The organism is Nocardioides cremeus (genome assembly GCF_030518195.1).
GTDB lineage: Bacteria > Actinomycetota > Actinomycetes > Propionibacteriales > Nocardioidaceae > Nocardioides > Nocardioides cremeus.
Genome location: NZ_JAULSC010000067.1, coordinates 1 through 721 on the forward strand (window position 1 = coordinate 1; position 721 = coordinate 721).

Annotated in this window: 1 protein-coding gene; it reads right to left on the reverse strand. The window is 69.9% G+C overall.

Annotated features, from left to right (window positions below; genetic code table 11):
- A partial coding sequence (locus QWJ41_RS20750) for a Mu transposase domain-containing protein (protein ID WP_439117352.1) occupies window positions 1-705 on the reverse strand: 705 nt, incomplete at its 3' end.
- Window positions 706-721: the final 16 nt, after the last annotated feature.

Genomic DNA, 721 nt, shown 5'->3' on the forward strand with positions numbered 1-721 from the left:
GTGATCCAGCACCAGGTCCTCGCTGCCCTTGTGCAGCGACCGGACGTGGGTGGCGATGACCGTGCCGGCATCAAGGACGCGGATGGTGTCGGCGCCGAGTCGGACCTCGAGTCGACGGCCCGCGTAGCGGGCCGGGACCGAGTAGTAGGACTGGCGCACACAGACCCGGGCTTTGGCATCGACGCGACACGACAACGGCGCGGCGACGTCGAAGATCGTTTCCGGCAGCGGGCGCAGCAGCGGCACCTCACGGGCCGCGGCGACGCCGACGGTCTCGGCGCGGGCACCGATACGTCGGGCGTCGTCGCGGGCGTCCGCGGCGGCCAGCGCCGCGTTGAGTGCCGCGAGCGATCCGACGTGTGGGACCGGGGTGAGATGTCGTCGGCGGAACCGGCCGATCTCTCCCTCGACACCGCCCTTCTCATGGGCCCCGTCGATGCCGGGGATGCAGAAGAACGAGTCGTAGCCGTAGTGCGAGCGCATCGCGACGAACCTGGGGTTCTCCAGGCGCTCGCGGCCCAGCGCGACCCGGATCACCGCCGGGGTGAGGTTGTCGTAGCGGATCATCCCGGTCGGGACACCGCCGAGTGCTTCGAAGGCGCGGGCGTGGCCGTCGAGGAACGACTCCTGGGACTGGTTGGCGTAGGCGATGTGGACGGCCTTGCCCGAGTGGGACAGGCGTAGGCAGAACATGAACAGCTTCATCACGACCCCGGCGATC